General features: G+C 53.4%; 17 protein-coding genes. 5 read left to right on the forward strand and 12 right to left on the reverse strand.

The genetic code is table 11. The annotated features are described in order from the left end of the window. Window positions 1-71 precede the first annotated feature (71 nt). The 4 genes from FHW71_RS12995 to FHW71_RS13010 all read right to left on the reverse strand — a co-directional run bounded on the left by FHW71_RS12995 (window position 72) and on the right by FHW71_RS13010 (window position 2,495). On the reverse strand, window positions 72-617 hold the full coding sequence (locus FHW71_RS12995; protein ID WP_008109987.1) for a YfaZ family outer membrane protein: 546 nt from the start codon (window positions 615-617) through the stop codon (window positions 72-74). Window positions 618-757: 140 nt separating this feature from the next. Continuing rightward, window positions 758-1,300, reverse strand: coding sequence for a YfaZ family outer membrane protein (locus tag FHW71_RS13000; protein WP_008109986.1), 543 nt, complete (start codon window positions 1,298-1,300; stop codon window positions 758-760). 84 nt (window positions 1,301-1,384) lie between these two features. Further along, window positions 1,385-2,080: an LrgB family protein gene (locus FHW71_RS13005; protein ID WP_008109985.1), complete on the reverse strand. Its 696-nt coding sequence runs from the start codon at window positions 2,078-2,080 to the stop codon at window positions 1,385-1,387. Further along, a complete protein-coding gene (locus FHW71_RS13010) occupies window positions 2,073-2,495 on the reverse strand; it encodes a CidA/LrgA family protein (protein ID WP_008109984.1) in 423 nt (140 codons plus the stop codon). The genes FHW71_RS13005 and FHW71_RS13010 overlap by 8 nt, the downstream gene beginning before the upstream one ends. 104 nt (window positions 2,496-2,599) lie before the next feature. On the opposite strand from FHW71_RS13010, the gene FHW71_RS13015 reads away from it, so the two are divergent. After that, a complete protein-coding gene (locus FHW71_RS13015; RefSeq protein ID WP_008109983.1) occupies window positions 2,600-3,502 on the forward strand; it encodes a LysR family transcriptional regulator in 903 nt (300 codons plus the stop codon). A gap of 69 nt (window positions 3,503-3,571) precedes the next feature. Here FHW71_RS13015 and FHW71_RS13020 read toward each other — a convergent pair whose 3' ends face one another. The 4 genes from FHW71_RS13020 to soxR form a co-directional block, all read right to left on the reverse strand. Next, complete coding sequence (locus FHW71_RS13020; protein ID WP_008109982.1) at window positions 3,572-5,221, reverse strand: Na+/H+ antiporter; 1,650 nt, start codon at window positions 5,219-5,221, stop codon at window positions 3,572-3,574. Between the two features lie 139 nt (window positions 5,222-5,360). Further along, on the reverse strand, window positions 5,361-6,710 hold the full coding sequence (locus FHW71_RS13025; RefSeq protein ID WP_179451831.1) for an NCS2 family permease: 1,350 nt from the start codon (window positions 6,708-6,710) through the stop codon (window positions 5,361-5,363). A gap of 258 nt (window positions 6,711-6,968) precedes the next feature. Then, a complete protein-coding gene (locus tag FHW71_RS13030) occupies window positions 6,969-7,634 on the reverse strand; it encodes a glutathione S-transferase (RefSeq protein ID WP_179451830.1) in 666 nt (221 codons plus the stop codon). 43 nt (window positions 7,635-7,677) lie between these two features. Beyond that, entirely contained in the window at window positions 7,678-8,154 is a 477-nt protein-coding gene (gene soxR, locus FHW71_RS13035; protein WP_008109977.1) for a redox-sensitive transcriptional activator SoxR, read from the reverse strand. Between the two features lie 98 nt (window positions 8,155-8,252). On the opposite strand from soxR, the gene soxS reads away from it, so the two are divergent. Next, window positions 8,253-8,684, forward strand: coding sequence for a superoxide response transcriptional regulator SoxS (soxS, locus tag FHW71_RS13040; RefSeq protein WP_036649992.1), 432 nt, complete (start codon window positions 8,253-8,255; stop codon window positions 8,682-8,684). Window positions 8,685-8,937: 253 nt separating this feature from the next. Further along, on the forward strand, window positions 8,938-9,219 hold the full coding sequence (locus FHW71_RS13045) for a YjcB family protein (protein ID WP_008109973.1): 282 nt from the start codon (window positions 8,938-8,940) through the stop codon (window positions 9,217-9,219). A 56-nt stretch (window positions 9,220-9,275) separates the two neighbouring features. Here FHW71_RS13045 and FHW71_RS13050 read toward each other — a convergent pair whose 3' ends face one another. Both FHW71_RS13050 and FHW71_RS13055 read right to left on the reverse strand, forming a co-directional pair. Then, window positions 9,276-10,226 carry an ATP-grasp fold amidoligase family protein gene (locus tag FHW71_RS13050; RefSeq protein ID WP_008109972.1) on the reverse strand — a complete coding sequence of 317 codons (951 nt, stop codon included), beginning with the start codon at window positions 10,224-10,226 and terminating at the stop codon, window positions 9,276-9,278. Window positions 10,227-10,234: 8 nt separating this feature from the next. After that, on the reverse strand, window positions 10,235-11,491 hold the full coding sequence (locus FHW71_RS13055; protein WP_008109971.1) for a polysaccharide biosynthesis C-terminal domain-containing protein: 1,257 nt from the start codon (window positions 11,489-11,491) through the stop codon (window positions 10,235-10,237). Between the two features lie 526 nt (window positions 11,492-12,017). Here FHW71_RS13055 and FHW71_RS13060 point away from each other — a divergent pair. Beyond that, complete coding sequence (locus FHW71_RS13060) at window positions 12,018-12,413, forward strand: IS3 family transposase (RefSeq protein WP_008109970.1); 396 nt, start codon at window positions 12,018-12,020, stop codon at window positions 12,411-12,413. Between the two features lie 932 nt (window positions 12,414-13,345). On the opposite strand, the gene FHW71_RS13065 is transcribed toward FHW71_RS13060, so the two are convergent. Together FHW71_RS13065 and FHW71_RS13070 are read right to left on the reverse strand one after the other, a co-directional pair. Next, on the reverse strand, window positions 13,346-14,299 hold the full coding sequence (locus tag FHW71_RS13065; RefSeq protein WP_008109969.1) for a DMT family transporter: 954 nt from the start codon (window positions 14,297-14,299) through the stop codon (window positions 13,346-13,348). A gap of 72 nt (window positions 14,300-14,371) precedes the next feature. After that, window positions 14,372-15,202 carry an AraC family transcriptional regulator gene (locus tag FHW71_RS13070; protein WP_179451829.1) on the reverse strand — a complete coding sequence of 277 codons (831 nt, stop codon included), beginning with the start codon at window positions 15,200-15,202 and terminating at the stop codon, window positions 14,372-14,374. Window positions 15,203-15,325: 123 nt separating this feature from the next. Between FHW71_RS13070 and FHW71_RS13075 the strand changes: the two genes are divergently transcribed. Then, complete coding sequence (locus tag FHW71_RS13075; RefSeq protein WP_179451828.1) at window positions 15,326-15,853, forward strand: isochorismatase family protein; 528 nt, start codon at window positions 15,326-15,328, stop codon at window positions 15,851-15,853. Window positions 15,854-15,884 lie beyond the last annotated feature (31 nt).

A 15,884-nucleotide genomic window follows, 5' to 3' on the forward strand; every position in this document is an offset into this window, starting at 1 on the left:
TGTTAAAAGGGTCGCCATGAATGGCGACCCTACGGATAGGGTGCGCATTGATGCGCACCTGGTTACATCGATTAGAAACGCAGTGACGCGCCAACGTACGGGCCATCGACCAGTACGTTATCTTTGCGGCTGCCTTTGTTGTTCAGCTCGATATACTGATAACCCACACGCAGGTTAAGCAGTGAAATCGGCGTAAAGCTCAGGCCGCCTGACGCTTCCTGGTAGCTATCCAGACGATCGGAGAAGGCTTCTGGCGCATAGTAATATTCGCCGTACAGGCCCCACATGCTGTTGAAGCTGTATTGCGCTGCACCACCCACTGCCACAGTGAAGCCATCACGACCATCTTCCGGATGGGTGAACAGCGCTTTCGCGGTAGGAGCAATGCGGAAATCGCCCACGTCGATGTTATAGCCGAGGCCCGCACCGTAAGTGCTGCCATCGTGATCGCTGCGCAGCCAGTTGCCTTTCAGGAACAGGCCCGGTGAAGTGGTGCCGAGGCCAAGGTTCAGGTTGGTGCTATGCTCACCCACGTCAACACTGCCCTCAATTGCCTGCGCGCCGCTGCTCAGCAGTGCCAGACCCAATACGCTTCCAGTAACAAGTTGCTTTAACATGTGATTCCACTCCATGAAGGACAATTAATTCGGCGGCAAGGGTACCAGCCTGGCGACGAGAGACAACATTATTTGGAAAGCTTTACGTAAAAATGGATTACGGCGGGGGAAAAAGTGGCCCCGCAAGGCCACTCGTCAGACTAGAAACGCCAGGCTGCGCCCATAAACAACCCATCAATCGCATGTTGGGTTGTATGGCCGTGCAAACCACTGCCGAGATAGCGGTAACCTGAGCTCAACGTGAGCCAGTGTGCCGGTTGATAGTAAACACCCGCTTCAAATTGATGCAGATGATCCAGCTTATAATTGCCGATATTTGGCGACATGCTGAAATCGAAGTAAAGCCAGGTATGGCGCGCTTGTGGCAATGGAGCCATCGCGCGGATACCCGCGTTAACGCCGTAGCTGGAGGTCTTGTCGTGGTTCAACTCAGCCCAGAACAAGCCCACGCGTGGAACTACGCGCAGCTCTCCGACCGCCACGCCATAGCCCAGATTAGCATCCAGCAACTCTGACTGATGTTTTGCTTTGACATATTCCACACCGTATTGCAGGCCTGGCGCGGTTTTTTGGCTATTGATTGCGGCAGCAAAGAAATCACTACCACCCTTTACGCCGATTTCCTGAGCGTTTACCCCAGCGGAGGCCAACAGGAGCCCCATTGCAAAATACTGACTTTTCATTTCTCGCTTCCTTATAGTTTAAGCGTGCAAACAATAAGCAAAGCGATGTGGTTGCAGTATGAGCAATGACTCAAAACAAAGGCATCATGACGCCCATAATAAATGGCTCAGCAGCGGCGCCAGAATCACCGTCACGACACCTGACAGCATCATCACCAGGCTGGAGACCACGCCTTCCTGCTGGCCGAGTTGGTAAGCGCGCGCGGTACCTGCGCCGTGCGACGCCGCTCCAAAACCTGCGCCTTTGGCGACGCCCTGTTTGATAGCGATACGCAGAAACAGCACATCGCCCACCGCCATACCGAACACGCCGGTGATCACCACAAACAGCGCCACCAGATCCGGCTGGCCACCAATTGGCTGCGCGGCTGCCAGCGCAAACGGCGTGGTGATCGAGCGTACCGCCAGGCTGCGCTGGATGGTTTCCGGCAGCGTCAGCAAGCGCGCCAGCCACACCGAACTGCATACCGCCACCAGCGTGGCCGTCAGCACGCCCACGCTGAGCGACAGCCAGTGACGCTTGATGATTTCGAGGTTCTCATACACCGGCACGGCAAACGCCAGCGTTGCCGGACCGAGCAACCAAATCAGCCAGTGACTTTCGGCGATGTAATTTTTCCAGCTGACATGAGTGAGCAGCAGCAGCGCCACCAGCACCAACGGCGTCAAGACCAGCGGCATCAACAGTAGCGTGCGCCAGCGACGATAGAGAATCTTATTGAGGTAATAGACCAGCAGTGTAAACGCCAGACACAGCAGGCTAATCAGCAGATCATTCATGATGGGCCTGCTTGCGGGCGGCGCGCGCCAGTTCGAAGCGATATAAACGATCAACCACCAGTGAAGTCGACGCCAGTACCAGCAAGGTACTGACGCCAATCACCACGCAAATGCGCCAGCCTTCACTGCGCAGCAAATCGCTGTAATTCACTACCGCCACCACCGCTGGAATAAAGAACAGCAGCATTTCCGCCAGCAGCCAGTTAGCACCGGCTTTCACCCAGCGCAGCGGCACGATGCGCGTCATGATTAACACCAGCAGCAGCACCATGCCGACCACATTAGCGGGCAGCGGCAGATGCAGCCAGCTCACCAGTCTGTCGCTGAAAATAAACAAACCGACATACAGCACCAGCTGCAGCGGAACAAACGTACGTTGCAGGAGATCCGTTCTGCGCGGACTTAATGCCATCATTGCCTTGTACCCTGAGGAAGAATCGAGGTGCCCAGTATAAATCCGCCGCAAACTGTGAAAGAAATGAATTAAAATCATTCAAACTATGCCAAAAAGGAATGTTTATGGACGTGCGCGCCCTGCGCTATTTTACAGAAGTGGTGCGTCAGCAAAGCTTCACCCGCGCTGCAGAGAAGCTATTCGTGACGCAGCCGACCATCAGCAAAATGCTGCGCCAGCTGGAAGAGGAACTCGGCTGCACCTTGCTGCTGCGTGAAGGTCGCAAACTGCATCTTACTGATAGCGGTCAGGCGGTTTACCAGCGCGGATTGGTGATTTTGCAGGAGTTTCATCAGCTTGAGGCTCAGTTGGGTGATATCAACCAGCTGAAAACCGGCGAGCTGCGGCTGGGGATTCCGCCGATGGTCGGCATGCAGATGGCCGGATCGATCTCCGCCTTTCGCCGCCGTTATCCGGGCGTACAGCTGAAAATATCCGAGTTTGGCGGCTTAACCGCGCAGCAAGCGGTGCTGAGTGGCGCGCTGGATATCGCCCTCACCGCGCTGCCGATTGAGTCAGAACTGCCGCTCAATACGCTGGAGTTGATGCACCATCCGCTGTGCGTGCTGCTGCCGCGCACTGAACAATGGCGCAATCACCGTAAAGTGGCTTTGGCGGAGTTAGCCGAACATCCGCTACTGATCCTCAATGAAGAGTTCGCGCTGAATCGCCAGATTCGCAAAGCGTTCCAACGCCAGAACCTGACACCGACTATAGCGCTGCGCAGCGCGCAGTGGGATTTTCTCGCCGCGATGGTGCAGGCGGGCATGGGATTGGCGATTCTGCCGGAGCCCATTTGTCAGCGGTTGGATAAACAATCGCTGCTGTGGCTGCCGCTGGAATCGGAGCTGCAGTGGAGTTTAGGGCTGATTTGGCGGGAAGGCAGTTATCTGTCGCGTAGCGCCGAGGCGTGGATTGAGTGTTGTCGTGAACATTGGCCGGATAGTGCGCCGCGGCTGTCGGTGTGAAAACGGCCGCAGCGCATTAACGTAGATAGGTCGCCATGAATGGCGACCTTACGTTTGTGTGACTGGCTGCTATTCCTCTTTCTCGATTAACAGCGCTTCCAGCAGATCGAGATCGTGCAGCAGTTTCTGCATCGTCTCGTTGGAGATCTCCTGCGTGGCGCGCAGATGATAAACCTCGGCACGCTCGGCACGCAGCGCATTGAGGCGGAAACGACGTTCGAGGTTTTCGGCAAATTGCGCCTGTTCGATATCGTTTTTGCCCTCCGCGCGGCGACGCAGATTACCAATCACCCGCAGGCTGACCTCTTTCAGCAGTTCAGGATCGATGTTCTCTTCGGTGTCGGTTTCGAGACGCTGCTCCATTTTATGCAGGCTCTCAATCGCTACGCCCGCCATCGCAGCACGCGCAAACTGAATCTCACGACGATGGCCGACTTTATCGATGCTCTCAACATCACGCAGCAGAATCGGCAAGATCACCACACCAACCAGCAGCGACACCAAAATCACGCCGGTAGCGATGAACACCAATTCGTAGCGCGCCGGGAACGGATCGCCGTTGCTGAGGAACAGCGGAATCGACAACACACCGGCCAGCGTGATGGCGCCGCGTACCCCGGCAAAAGAGGCAATCAGCAGTTCACGCAGCGAGTAGTTGGTAAACTCCAGCGGCTTCTTCTTCAGCAGACGCATGCTGGTGCGCTTCATGATCCACAGCCAACCGAAACGCACCACCATCAGCGCGGCATACACCAACAAAACGTCGGTAAACAGCATCCATAGTTCCACGTTAGGATCGGCGTTGGCCTGCGCAATCGAGGTGGAAAGGATGTCGGGCAGTTGCAGGCCGAGCATCAGGAACACCATGCCGTTGAACACGAACTCCAGCATCTGCCACACGCTGTTCGCACGTAAACGCATCGCCAGCGGTGCCTGGCGGATAATGCCAGAACGCGTGATGGTCATACCGGCGGCGACGGCGGCGAGGATGCCCGACACGCCAAGGTGTTCCGCAATCAGGTACGAGGCGAACGGTAACAGCAGCAGCAGCACGGTTTGGGTTGCCGGGTCATCACCGCTCCAGCGGCTCAGCAGACGCAGCGAGCGGCCATACAGCCAGCATATCGCCACACCAGCAACCAAACCGCCGACCGCCACTTTGAGAAACTCGACGCTGGCGCCGCCCCACGTGAACACCATGGTGCCCATCGCCACCGCGACGGCAAACTTCAGCGATACCAGACCCGATGCATCGTTCATCAGGGCTTCGCCCTGCACAATCGACATGATTTTTTTCGGGATGCGCCCTTCACCGACAATGCCGGACAGCGCCACGGCATCGGTTGGCGACAGCACCGCCGCCAGCGCAAAGGCGGGAATCAGCGGAATCCCCGGCACCAGCCAGTAAATCAGGTAGCCAATCCCGACCACGGTGATCAGCACCAGAACCAGCGCCAGCCCCATGATTTCGCGACCGTGGTGCAGGAACTCGTTAATTGGCGTTTTCCAGCCATCCGCAAACAGCAGCGGCGGAATGAACAGCACGAGGAACAGCTCCGGATCAAAATCGACGTGCAGGCCGAAGACGGGAAATGCGAGCAGTGCACCGGCGGCAATTTGTACCAGCGGCAGGGGAATTTGAAACGGCAGAATACGTGCCGCCACGCTGGAGAGTGAAACCACCAGCGTCATGATGAGAATAGTAAAGAAGATTTCCATGCTTTCCTTAGGCGAATCAATTTCATTAAAGCGATGTTGTTGCGTGGGAAAGTGTAAAACAAAACGCCGCACAGCGGGGCAACCCGATGTGCGGCGTGGGGCAGAAAGAGAATAATCTCGAAATTTATTCGCTTTAAAGTCAGATGGCCCAGCCACCGGCATAGAACGCCACCAGCGCGACAGCAATCACCACGGTGCCAACGTTCAGCTTGCGCCACTCGCCAGCAAATAAACGACCAATCACCAGTGAAGCGAAGCCGAGCATGATGCCAGTGACGATGTTGCAGGTCAGCACGATGAACACTGCGGTCAGCAAGCCAGACATCGCATCAACGAAGTCGTTGAAGTCGATTTTTGCCACGTTGCTCAGCATCAGCAGGCCAACGTACATCAATGCTGGTGCCGTCGCGTAAGCGGGAACCAGATAGGCCAGCGGTGACATAAACAGAATCACCAGGAACAGCAAACCCACCACAATCGCCGTCAGACCGGTTTTACCGCCCGCCGCCGTTCCTGCCGCCGATTCAATGTAAACCGCAGCCGGCGAAGCGCCGACCAAGCCAGCGAACAGGCTGCTGACGGAATCCGTGGTCAGCGCACGGCCGCCGTTGATGATTTGTCCCTCTTTATCCAGCAGATTCGCCTGCCCCGCTACCGCACGGATGGTGCCGGTGGCATCAAAGACTGCAGTCATCACCAGCGCCAGCACGCTCGGCAGCACCACAGGTTGCAGCGCGCCCATGATATCAAGGCTAAACATCGCCGAGTGCCCGTTGGCATCCTTAAGGCTCGGCATGGCGAACAGACCTTGATAGGTCACCGCCGGATCGAAAATCAGGCCAAGAATCGAGATGGTGATGATAGTCAGCAGAATGCCGCCCGGCACGCGGCGTTTTTCCAGACCGAAAATCGCTGCCAGGCCGACCAGCGACATGATCACCGGGAATGAAGCGAACTGACCCAGCGCCACCGGCAAGCCTGCTGCCGGGTTTTTCACCACCAAACCAATGCCGTCCGCGGCGATCAGCAGCAGGAACAAGCCGATACCTACGCCGGTTCCGTGCGCCACGCCCATCGGCAAGTTACGCAGAATCCATGCGCGGATGCCGGTGACCGAAATCAGCGTGAACAGTAAGCCCATCAGGAACACTGCGCCAAGCGCCACCGGCACGCTAATGTGCTGGCCAAGCACCAGGCTGAAAGCGGTGAAGGCGGTCAGCGAGATGGCGCAACCAATCGCCATTGGCAGGTTGGCCCACAAGCCCATGATAATCGAACCAAAACTGGCGACTAAACAGGTAGCGACGAACACCGCCGTTGGTGAGAAGCCCGCTTTGCCCAGCATGCCGGGCACCACGATGACGGAATACACCATCGCCAGAAACGTTGTCAGACCCGCCAATACCTCCTGACGCACGCTGCTGCCGCGTGCAGAGATATTGAACCAGGCGTCCAGTTTTCCACTGGCCGGGCGCGATTCGCCAGACATAATTCTTCCTCAATATTTTTGTGATGTGAGTCGCCGCGCGGCGCACGTTTGCTGTTCCCTGATGGCGGATTTTCATGATGAAAATCCAGGCAAACGTTTACGTCGCCGCGTATTCCAGGCCGTAAAAGGGGACGCGGAAAAAAGGCAAACGATTATCTGGCGTTTGCCATGGGGTTTTCAACTACTAATCGCGGGCATGACAGGATAAATCCAGGCTTTCGCCCCGTTGGGTCGCCATTCATGGCGACCTGACTGAACTTAGCGGCTCAACTCAATCGCACCACCCTGCTGGATCGCACGTTGCCAGGCAGCGCGCTGCTGCATGGTTTCCAGCCAGCGGGCGGTGGCGGGCGTATCGCGCAGCGAACCACGTAACTGCAGTGCCAGCAACGGGAAGCTCATCTGCACGTCGGCGATGCTAAAACGTGAACCGGCAAAAAATGGATGCTGCGTGAGATGCTCTTCAATCACGCTGCCGTGCAAAGCCAGCTGCTTATTAAGCCAGGCTTTCTGAATCCCTTTACTCAGTGCGATGCCAGCGGGACGCAGCAGCCACGGCACCGGCTTTTTGCCAAACTGCGCAAACACCAGCTTCATTACCAGCAGCGGCATCAGCGATCCTTCCGCGTAATGCAGCCAATAACGCGCCTGAATCTGTTCGTCTTCATGAGTCAGCGCCAGCTGATGCTCGCTATCGTATTTGAGTTGCAGGTATTCGAGAATCGCGCCTGACTCGGCAATAACGCGATTGCCGTCGGTAATCACCGGTGATTTCCCTAGCGGATGCACTTTCTTTAAGGAATCGGGGGCCAGCAGAGTGTTTTCACGTTGATAGCGTTTGATTTGGTAAGGCACCGCGAGCTCTTCCAGTAGCCATAACACGCGATGCGAGCGGGAGTTTTCCAGATGGTGAACGGTGATCATACGGTTTCCTTGCCGGTAAAAGTGTTCCGCCAAGTATAGTCGATTAACGTTTTTGCTCGTCTTGTTCCGGATCGAGTAGCACCGCGCCCGAACCTTGCTCGCCCAGGCGGTCACCCGGATTGCGCAGCGGGCAATCGCGCATCGATAAACAGCCGCAGCCAATGCAGCCATCCAGATCGTTACGCAAGCGCGTCAGGGTTTCGATGCGTTTATCCAGCTCCTCACGCCAGTGTTGCGTCAGCGCGTCCCACTCCTGTGTCGACATGCGCTTATTGGCCGGTACATGCGTCAGGCTGTCGCTCACCGTCGCCAGCGGAATGCCGATGCGTTGCGCGATTTTGATGATAGCTACGCGACGCAGCACGTCACGGCTGTAGCGGCGTTGGTTGCCGCCGTTGCGCGAGCTGAAAATCAATCCTTTGGTCTCATAGAAGTGCAGCGCCGACACCGCCACGCCGCTGCGCTTCGCCACTTCGCCCGGCGTTAAAACCGGCTTCGGGTAATTGCGTTCTTTTTTCATTTAGGGCCTTTACCTCAAGTTAACTTGAGGAATTATACTCGCACCCCAGCAAAACTTCGAATTTCTCACCAGGCAAAAAACATCAGAAGGATGAGGCTATGATGCAACAGGAAATCATTCATTCGCTGTCCAACTGGATCGATCAGAATCTGGATAAAGCGCTGTCTATTGATGAAGTCGCGGCAAAATCAGGTTACTCAAAATGGCACCTGCAGCGTATGTTCCGTGCCGTCACGAAACAAACGCTGGGTGGCTATATTCGCGAACGTCGTCTGACGCTGGCCGCTGAAGCGCTGCGTCAAACTCAGCGTCCGGTGTTCGATATCGCGATGCAATACGGTTATGACTCGCAGCAGACCTTCTCACGCGTGTTCCGCCGTCAGTTCTCGCAAACGCCAACCGCTTATCGTCACACCATGCGTCGTCAGGCGATGATTCAGCGTCCGCGCTTGCTCAGTTTTGACTGTGCAGACAACAACATGACCAGTTTTGCCCAGCGTACAACCGGCGAGTGCTGCCCGGTTAGCTAACCCTTTCTGCGCGCCCCTCGCGGGCGCACCTCGCTTTTCCTGCCTATTTCTTCCTCATTTCGATAAAAATCTTTCTACCATACCAGGTATAAATTTTGTTCAAAATTTAAAATCGAGTGATATAATGTGAGCCAAGTCACACTTTCCTGTATTCAGTAAGACGGCCTGAAGGACTTCCCTGACCTTCCTTCTTCGCCGCCAGTGATGTCGATTGAATGTCGGGGATATCACTGATTCTAAGAGGTTTTTGCAGATGGCCACCTTAACCACCAGTTTGATTGTTATGCGCTGGGAACTCCTGAGTGCGGTAATGATGTTCTTCGCCAGCACCATGAAAATTCGACTGCGTCAGAACAGTCATCACGTGATGGCGCTGCTGTGCGGTGGCATTGGCGTGGGTATGTCCTGCTGGTTTGTTACTGGCCTGCTCGGTATCACGCTGAGCATGGAGAATCTGCATAACTTTATGGAAATCTCCAAAAACGCCTTTATTGAAGTGATGAGCCAGACGCCAACCGATTGGCCAATGCCTTAATCGCTGCCAATAAAAAACCCCGCCGAAGCGGGGTTTTTTATTTTGCTGTGTGATACTTAAATTTTCTTCAATACGGCCGGAATGGTCACTTCCGTCACCGTGATGCCCGGTATCTTCGTACCGCGACGATCCTGAATCCACATATCACCCATCATCTGATTGAGCCCGCGATCCAGACCGGTCACCAAACCCGCGCCTGGCGTAAAGGTTAATTCGCCGAAATAGATCTGCTCTTTATCGATGTACCAATCCACGCGCACGTAATCGAAATCACTCGCCAACTTTTTACTCAACGCCAACGCGTGCTGCAACGAGGCCATTTGTGGCGTCACGTCCAGACCGGTATCACGAATTTTGTGATACGCCTCGTTGAGGTTGTTGACGTAAAAGTTCATCGACAACAGCGGATTGCAGCGGTTGTAGATCACCTGCAACACATACTCAAAGCTGCCGTCGCGCTTGTTGAACATGTGGAACTTGTAATCAATCGGCGCCGATTTACCATCGCCAATGTACTGCTCCACCAGAATGCGTGGCTTGATGTAGCGATAGTGAATCTCACGCGCTTCGTTGGCGAAATCGGTCTTCAGCCAGCGATGGCAGTCGCTAATAATCTGCTGCTTCTTCAGCGCATCCGGCTCTTCCAGCAGAATCTCCACCATGTTAGAGGCGTGATTCGGCTTGATGACGGTATTTTTCCAGCTCGGCAGCGTGTGCAAAGAGCTTGGATCGCTGGTCTCGTACACCAGCGGGATCAGGTATTCGCTGCCCACTTTCTCGGCGATATATTCGCGCACCGAATACTTGTCCGATAGACGACCATACATCTGATAATCGCCATGGATGAATTTGCGGTACAGCACCTTCTCGTTAAACACTTTCGGCTCACGCAAATTGGGCAGTTTGCGGAACTTATGAAAATAGTAGATACGATCCTGGTATGCCCAGGGCATCTTCTTGATGAAGTACTGCACGCTTCTTCTGAGTTCATCTTTCAACTTGAGCATATCTGACCTCATTTGTAGGTTTTGTAGTTGAGTGAGGAAACCTGGATTTTTTGGATGACGCCGTTTTTGAAGAAGTAATTCATTACGGTAAGAGACAGCAATTCTGAGATGAAAACGCTCCATGCGGCACCCATGATGCCGTAGCCCTGGATCAGCCACCACGAGAGCGGCAAGCTGATCACCATCAGGCAAACAATTTTCTTCAACAGATAATTAAACCCGCCTTCTTTGACCATGTAGCGATACGCTACGGTCCCCATCGCCGAAAAGCAGGTCGCTAACGACAACAACGTAATGAGACTTCCTGACTGTGTGTACTCGTGACCATATAAAGCGATGATGATTTTTTCGCCGTACATCGCGATCACCGCTAACAACAACAATGAAACACCCATGACATAACCATTAAGCCGTGCTGTCAGCTTGATGGCGGCTTCTCCACGCTCGCGGAAGATTTCCGAAAAGCAGGAAGTGATGATGGCGACCGGGATGAAAATCCAGGAAGCCGAAATGGTATTGGCGGCGGCGAACAGCCCGAGATCGCGCGCCGAGGCGATGCCCGCCAGGAACATCTGTGCCGCTTTCACCTGCACCGAGATAAAGATGCTGGAGATGGCCAGCGGTAATCCGGCGTACAGCAAATAGCGCAGATAGGTGTTGCGCTTATCCTGCGGCGGCGCCACGTCCTGATTTTCGCGGTAAAAGTTAAAACGCTTAATCACATACGGCACCAGCGTGACGGCGACAATCGATACGGTCAGCCACAGCGGATTGAGGTGCAGCCAGGCAATGGCAAAACTTAAGCTGAAGCCCAGCAGCAAACCGACAGAGTTGGCGATGGTATTCAGTCGCGACGCTAAGCGCGCATTGTTGTAGACACTGAAGGTGTCCTGCGTCACGAAAACCGAAGAGATAAACGAGGCCAGTGCAAAAGCGAGGAAGTTTTCCTGCATGTTGTACCAGACCCAAATCAAGACGGGCAGCGATGTCAGCAACAGCAAAACCATGCGCATGTTGCGCGCTACGGTCATCAGGCGCAGCCCTTTCGGCGCACTCTTACTGATACGTTTAAACAGGATGGTTTCCGTACCGAAAATCGCCACGGTTTGCACCATGGAAAACAGCGAGGTCGAAAACGCCATTTGGCCAAAGATGGTTGGACCAAAGGATTTTGCCACGTAGGAGGTCACAAATATGACGCCGAACACGGAGACGATCTTTTCAGACATCATCCAGGCGGCATTAGACATTACGCTCAATTTCATTGACTGATCCTTAGTATTACGAACTACAACAACTTTCGGTACAACGTCCTTGAAATGAATTAACAAGCGCTCAGTGGGCCTGACTTAATTTATTACCTTCAAACCAAACTGGTCCGAAAAATGAGACTCGCGTCAGCAATTAGGAATTATATTCAGGAAAATTCCGATTATATCCGGTGCGAAACTCGGTGGATGTAAACGATTTCAGCTTAAATTCTAAGCAAAGGTTTACTGGCACACCCTGACATTTCTGCAAGTGGTTTATGCCGATTTTCCAATGAATGTAGTATTTTTCTGCATTTGGGATGGAGAGAATTTATATCAAAAACCTAAAGCCAGGAAGGCGTTCAATGCCATTCGGAATAAAATAAGATTTATCCCATGATGATATTTCTTCTAAATATCTTAATTTAACCCTCGCAATTCAAATCGCGCACTTTAATACTGAATTAATAGTGTTTTTGCAGTGCCAGATATTAATACAGTAATTCTCATCCACTAATTGATAAGAAAGGTAATAGCATTTATGAGAAAGTCACGATATAGCGAAGAGCAAATCACAAATGCCATTAAAGCTTCTGAAACGGGAGTGAAAGTCAGGGAGATTTGTGAGGAGCTTGGCATTTCCGAGGCCACTTTCTATAGCTGGAAGAAGAAGTTTTCTGGGCTCTCTTCCGAGGAAGGTCGTAAAATCAAGGAGTTGGAAGATCAGCTTCTTAATCTCACGCGTGAACTGCAATCTCTGAGTTCCGATAAAGAGATGCTGCAAAGCGTATTGAAAAACTTCTTTACCACGAATGAAAAGCGTCAGGCGGTTAACTTTCTGCAAACGACATTCGACATAGGTACCCGTCGTAGCTGCCGTTTACTGGATATTAGCCGCAGCGTTTATCATTATCCTGCAGGAACAGATAATCGCTAACACCATTAAGGCCGATGTTATTTGACTTAATGCTGAGATTTGTTCTTACCAGAAGATATGAAGATCATTTAATACGGCGTTCACAACATAACAATTCGCTCCAATTTTTCCTGATGAATACCATCGCGGAATTGCTTCCTTTTTTGCGGTAAAATAGATTCACATCAGCAAAAGTCTCTCTATTCAAGCCATTCAAACGAAGTCCAATCTCATTTCGGTGAGATTGGCGCTTCAATTATTACTTTACCAACATTAATCATCAGCCCTGAATGCAGACAATTCTGTTAAGCATTAATGAACAACGCCGTGTAACCGCTCACACATAACCTCTGTTTTTAACTGGATCTACTCCTGGATTCATTCATCATTCGGTTGACGCGCGTAGACCATAATTTCTCATCATGCCGCCAGGAATAATCCTGATAAGAAAGGTTATCTAGCCTAAACAATAACAGCCAAAAAGCGGGAGATAAGTTAAATTACTGCACCCTATTCATCGTTACGCTTAATGGTTTTTTGCCAACGGTTAATGGAATCTTTCTTAACAACGCCCTATTCCCTTAAGCAAAAAGTGGCTTTCGAGTGCCAATCTTCAGTGCCAAACGGCAATAAACGGTAGGTTAGATGCATGTTTTTCCGCCTTAACGCGCCGGTTTTTTCCGCTTTAGGGCCTGCTATAGCCAGGAAGAACGAGGATTTATGAAGGTTTAGTGCGCCTTAATACGGCCAAACACTGTCGCGCGGGACGCAGCGGCATGTCTGTTTATGACAAATCAGGGCTGAAAAAGCGGCTGAAATTAGCCGAAAAGTTATATCGACGGCCTGGTCAGCGTCAGAAAGCGGGATTTGAGGTGTGAAAGGAGCTAGTCAAATTCTTAAAATACAGCGAAGTACGCTGCCGAAATGATTTTTCAGCAGCGCTCTTTGATGAGTTATACCGCAGTGATATGCGGCTGAGGTTTAATGCGCATCGCGTAGATCACGCCAACAATCAAACAGCCAATGCCGACCGCAGTTAACAGCGGCGGCCAGCTTTGTCGCCACAGGAATGTCCACAGCAATCCGGCTAAGGTTTCGAACACAATCAGCGGCCCCATGATCACCGTCGGCACGCGTTGGCTGGCAGCATTCCAGCAAAGTGTGCCCAGCCATGAGCAGATCAGCCCGATACCTAACATTAATAATAGAAAGCGTTGCGGCTGCGGCCCGAAGGGCAGCGCAAACGCAGGTTGCTGCCAGTGGAGCTGCACGCAGACCAATAGATAGAACACTATCGCCAGCGGCAGCGTCACCAAACCTTGTGCCGTCGCCCAGCTGGATGGCTTGTGCTGGGGATGCGCGCGTAACCATAGACCATTACGCAGCGGATACCATGTCCAGCATGCCACCGCCAGAACCGCTAACCCTAAACCGGTGAGATAGCGCGACCAATCAAAATCGGGACCTTGCGTCTGAAGTTCGGCGGCATTCACGCAAGCCAGGCCTGCGGCAATGATCAGCAAAGCCGGCGTCAGTTTGCGCCACGGCAAGCGCCCCTCAAGATGGCCATAACAGAGATTTGCCGTCACGGTAATCACCACCGGTAAGGTGCCGATAATCATGGTCGAAATGGGCGCGCCGGTGCGTTGAATCGCGCTGGCGAGAAACGCGTAATAGAGTAAATTGCCAATCAGCGACAGCTTCAGCGCTTCAATCCAATCTTTGCGCGCCAGCTGACGCAAACGACGGCGATCCAGCCAGGCCAGCGGCAACACCACCAATCCAAAGGCGACGTAGCGTCCGGCCGATTGCAAAGTGCCCGGATAATCCGGTATCAGCAGCGGACCCACAAAGATCAATCCCCACATCAATCCCGCTGCCAGCGCAAACAGTATTCCAGCAAACATAAACTCTTCCTTTATATGCATTCCGCTGCAGTGTGACGCAGGCGGAAGCGAAAGGCTTGTAGCAGATTGCGGTTAGCGTGAAGGGAACACTTGTTTTTGATAGCGGCCCGGCGTGATGCCGTAGCGATGCGCGAAGGCGCGGGTGAGATGTGCCTGATCGGTAAGGCCGACCGATGCCGCAACGGTTGCCGCACTGTCGCCGCGCGCCAGCTGCTGTTTTGCGGCGAACAAACGAAAAGCCATCAGCATTTGATGCGGCGTGACGTGGAAGTGTTGTTTGAAACTGCGCAGGAAATGCCACGGCGACAGTGATGCCAGCGCAGCAAGTTCTTCAAGCCGCACCGGTTCGGCGAGGTTTTCACGCAAATAGTCTCGAACCGCATCAAAGCGATGCGCGCCTTCGTTAGGTCGCTGCTGTCCCTGACGCGCCAGTGGACGCATCAACTCCAGTAGTTCGAGCAAAATGCTTTCGCGCTCTAGCGTGGTTTCCGCCTGCCACATCCGCGCCAGCAATTGCGAAAACGGCTGCGCCAGTCGCGCATCGGTGCGCAGTGCATCGGTGAACCACCAATCACGATCGCCGGTCAGACGATCCATTTCCTGCGGATCGATATAGATCATGCGATAGCGCCAGCCTTCGTCGCAGGCAGATTCACCGGTGTGCAGCTCGTCGGGATTCATCATGACTAACGAATGCTGCGGCGCGGTGTAATTGGCGCCGCGATAGCGGAAACGCTGGGCGCCGGATTCAATAGTGCCGATGCCAAAGGCTTCATGGGTATGGGGTTCAAAAGCGTAGCGGGAGATGTGCGCCTGATACAGCTCGATGCCCGGCAGCTCAGCGAAATGCTGAAACTGCGCACGATCTTGCTCACAAGGAAAGATTTCAGGAACCACCTTCACGACACACCTCCGGAATAAAAGCGCTTATAAGCATGCGCGGCAGTGACGAGAAATGCAAAGGTGAATTGCTTTACCTCTGTGCGTCGGCAATCCACACTGAGGCTTCAAACTTAGGAGAGTGAAATGGCGAATCGAGTCGTAGTTGTGGTGGATATGCAAAATGGCGTGCTGGCAACGCCGCGTTTTGATCGTGCCGGACGCTGTGAACGTATTAATCAGTTAACCGCTGCGGCCGATCAGGTGATCTTCATCCAGCACGTTGGGCCAGGTTTAGAAGTTGATTCAGCTGGTTGGGCGATTGTGCCCGAGCTGCAGCAGCCAGCCAACGCCATCTTCATTAATAAGACCGCATGCGATAGCTTCTGGCAAACCGATCTCGCCGCTCAACTCGACCAACTGGACATTAAAAACTTCGTCATTTGCGGCTGCGCGACCGATTACTGTGTCGATACCACCATCAAAGTCGGCGCCAGCCTCGGCTATCACATCACCGTCGCCGCCGATGCGCATACCACCGCCGACCGCACGTATGTTTCCGCGCAGCAGCAGATCAATCAGCACAACGAAGTGTGGGCCGATTTGATCATGCCGGGCAATCCGGTACTGGTGCGTGAGACGGAAGCCTTATTGCGGGAATGGCGACCGCATTAGAGGTTCTGCTATTGAAAACTTCTGACAAGTG

It is taken from the genome of Enterobacter sp. Sphag1F, from assembly GCF_014193275.1.
GTDB lineage: Bacteria > Pseudomonadota > Gammaproteobacteria > Enterobacterales > Enterobacteriaceae > Pantoea > Pantoea symbiotica.

What these genes read in the sequence shown, in the direction of transcription:
- FHW71_RS12995 (WP_008109987.1), bottom strand. Translation starts at nt 617, where the DNA reads ATGTTAAAGCAACTTGTTACTGGAAGCGTATTGGGTCTGGCACTGCTG.
- FHW71_RS13000 (WP_008109986.1), bottom strand. Translation starts at nt 1,300, where the DNA reads ATGAAAAGTCAGTATTTTGCAATGGGGCTCCTGTTGGCCTCCGCTGGG.
- FHW71_RS13005 (WP_008109985.1), bottom strand. Translation starts at nt 2,080, where the DNA reads ATGAATGATCTGCTGATTAGCCTGCTGTGTCTGGCGTTTACACTGCTG.
- FHW71_RS13010 (WP_008109984.1), bottom strand. Translation starts at nt 2,495, where the DNA reads ATGATGGCATTAAGTCCGCGCAGAACGGATCTCCTGCAACGTACGTTT.
- FHW71_RS13015 (WP_008109983.1), top strand. Translation starts at nt 2,600, where the DNA reads ATGGACGTGCGCGCCCTGCGCTATTTTACAGAAGTGGTGCGTCAGCAA.
- FHW71_RS13020 (WP_008109982.1), bottom strand. Translation starts at nt 5,221, where the DNA reads ATGGAAATCTTCTTTACTATTCTCATCATGACGCTGGTGGTTTCACTC.
- FHW71_RS13025 (WP_179451831.1), bottom strand. Translation starts at nt 6,710, where the DNA reads ATGTCTGGCGAATCGCGCCCGGCCAGTGGAAAACTGGACGCCTGGTTC.
- FHW71_RS13030 (WP_179451830.1), bottom strand. Translation starts at nt 7,634, where the DNA reads ATGATCACCGTTCACCATCTGGAAAACTCCCGCTCGCATCGCGTGTTA.
- soxR (WP_008109977.1), bottom strand. Translation starts at nt 8,154, where the DNA reads ATGAAAAAAGAACGCAATTACCCGAAGCCGGTTTTAACGCCGGGCGAA.
- soxS (WP_036649992.1), top strand. Translation starts at nt 8,253, where the DNA reads ATGATGCAACAGGAAATCATTCATTCGCTGTCCAACTGGATCGATCAG.
- FHW71_RS13045 (WP_008109973.1), top strand. Translation starts at nt 8,938, where the DNA reads ATGGCCACCTTAACCACCAGTTTGATTGTTATGCGCTGGGAACTCCTG.
- FHW71_RS13050 (WP_008109972.1), bottom strand. Translation starts at nt 10,226, where the DNA reads ATGCTCAAGTTGAAAGATGAACTCAGAAGAAGCGTGCAGTACTTCATC.
- FHW71_RS13055 (WP_008109971.1), bottom strand. Translation starts at nt 11,491, where the DNA reads ATGAAATTGAGCGTAATGTCTAATGCCGCCTGGATGATGTCTGAAAAG.
- FHW71_RS13060 (WP_008109970.1), top strand. Translation starts at nt 12,018, where the DNA reads ATGAGAAAGTCACGATATAGCGAAGAGCAAATCACAAATGCCATTAAA.
- FHW71_RS13065 (WP_008109969.1), bottom strand. Translation starts at nt 14,299, where the DNA reads ATGTTTGCTGGAATACTGTTTGCGCTGGCAGCGGGATTGATGTGGGGA.
- FHW71_RS13075 (WP_179451828.1), top strand. Translation starts at nt 15,326, where the DNA reads ATGGCGAATCGAGTCGTAGTTGTGGTGGATATGCAAAATGGCGTGCTG.